Below are 2,141 nucleotides of genomic sequence, written 5' to 3' on the forward strand. Positions count from 1 at the left end.
CGGGGCGGCGCGTGCGGCAAGATGGGTGCATCTGCCCACCTCGGATCTGCCGGACGGTTTCTCTTGGCTGAGTTCATCTACACCATGCGCAAGGCACGCAAGGCGCACGGTGACAAGGTCATCCTTGACAACGTCACCTTGAACTTCCTGCCCGGCGCCAAGATCGGTGTCGTGGGCCCCAACGGAGCCGGGAAGTCCACCGTGCTCAAGATCATGGCCGGGCTGGAGCAGCCGTCGAACGGCGACGCCTTCCTCTCGCCCGGCTACAGCGTCGGCATCCTCCTCCAGGAGCCACCGCTCAGTGAGGAGAAGACCGTCCTCGAAAACGTCCAGGAGGGCGTCGCCGACACCAAGGGCAAGCTCGACCGGTTCAACGAGATCGCCGAGCAGATGGCGACCGAGTACACCGACGAGCTGATGGAGGAGATGGGCAAGCTCCAGGAGGACCTGGACCACGAGAACGCCTGGGACCTCGACGCCCAGCTCGAACAGGCCATGGACGCCCTCGGCTGCCCGCCCGGCGACTGGCCCGTCACCAACCTCTCCGGCGGCGAGCGCCGCCGCGTGGCGCTCTGCAAGCTGCTGCTGGAGGGCCCCGACCTCCTCCTCCTCGACGAGCCCACCAACCACCTCGACGCCGAGTCCGTCGCCTGGCTGGAGCAGCACCTCGCGCAGTACGAGGGCACCGTCGTCGCCATCACCCACGACCGGTACTTCCTCGACAACGTCGCCGGCTGGATCCTGGAGCTGGACCGCGGCCGCGCCTACCCCTACGAGGGCAACTACTCCACGTACCTGGAGACCAAGGCCGCGCGCCTGAAGGTCGAGGGCCAGAAGGACGCCAAGCGGCAGCGGCGCCTGAAGGATGAGCTGGAGTGGGTCCGCTCCAACGCCAAGGGCCGGCAGGCCAAGTCCAAGGCGCGCCTCGCCCGTTACGAGGAGATGGCGGCCGAGGCCGAGAAGATGCGCAAGCTCGACTTCGAGGAGATCCAGATCCCGCCGGGTCCGCGCCTCGGCAGCGTCGTCGTCGAGGTCGAGAAGCTGAGCAAGGGCTTCGGCGACAAGCTGCTCATCGAAGACCTGTCCTTCACGCTCCCGCGCAACGGCATCGTCGGCGTCATCGGCCCCAACGGCGCCGGCAAGACGACCCTGTTCAAGATGATCCTCGGCCAGGAGAAGCCGGACTCGGGCAGCATCCGGGTCGGCGACACCGTGAACGTCAGCTACGTCGACCAGTCCCGCGGGAACATCGACGCCAAGAAGACGCTGTGGGAGGTCGTCTCCGACGGCCTCGACTACATCAACGTCGGCCAGGTCGAGATGCCTTCGCGGGCGTACGTGTCGGCCTTCGGCTTCAAGGGCCCCGACCAGCAGAAGCCGGCCGGCGTCCTCTCCGGCGGCGAGCGCAACCGCCTCAACCTGGCGCTCACCCTCAAGCAGGGTGGCAACCTGCTGCTGCTCGACGAGCCGACCAACGACCTCGACGTCGAGACCCTGTCGTCGCTGGAGAACGCGCTGCTGGAGTTCCCGGGCTGCGCCGTGGTCATCACCCACGACCGCTGGTTCCTGGACCGCATCGCGACGCACATCCTGGCGTACGAGGGCGACAGCAAGTGGTTCTGGTTCGAGGGCAACTTCGAGTCGTACGAGAAGAACAAGATCGAGCGGCTCGGCCCCGACGCCGCGCGGCCCCACCGCGCCACGTACAAGAAGCTCACCCGTGGCTGACGTGGCCAGGCACGTCTACCGCTGCCCGCTGCGGTGGGCGGACATGGACGCGTACGGCCACGTCAACAACGTGGAGTTCCTCCGCTATCTGGAGGAGGCCAGGATCGACTTCATGTTCCGGCTGGCGCCTGCCGAAGCAGGTGCCGCCGCCGCCGGCGGCGGCACCTCCTTCGAGGGCGGGTCGGTCGTGGCCCGGCACGAGATCGACTACCGGCGCCAGCTCGTGCACCGGTACGACCCGGTGACGGTCGAGGTGTGGGTGACGGAGATCCGGGCGGCGTCGGCGAAGCTGGCGTACGAGGTGAAGGACGACCCGGACGACGGCGGCGCGGTGTACGCGCAGGCGTCGACGGTCATCGTCCCGTTCGACTTCGGGGCCGGCCGGCCGCGGCGGCTGACGGAGGCGGAGCGGG

General features: G+C 68.2%; 2 protein-coding genes. Both read left to right on the plus strand.

Annotated features, from left to right (window positions below):
• The first annotated feature begins 63 nt into the window (after positions 1-63).
• Positions 64-1,728 carry an energy-dependent translational throttle protein EttA gene (gene ettA, locus H5J30_RS29020; protein WP_181790244.1) on the plus strand — a complete coding sequence of 555 codons (1,665 nt, stop codon included), beginning with the start codon at positions 64-66 and terminating at the stop codon, positions 1,726-1,728.
• A gap of 43 nt (positions 1,729-1,771) precedes the next feature.
• Positions 1,772-2,141 (plus strand): acyl-CoA thioesterase (locus tag H5J30_RS29025; protein ID WP_181790245.1); only part of this gene is annotated, 370 nt, incomplete at its 3' end.

The sequence above is a fragment of the Streptomyces phytophilus genome (assembly GCF_013870535.1).
GTDB classification, from domain to species: Bacteria; Actinomycetota; Actinomycetes; order Streptomycetales; family Streptomycetaceae; genus Streptomyces; species Streptomyces phytophilus.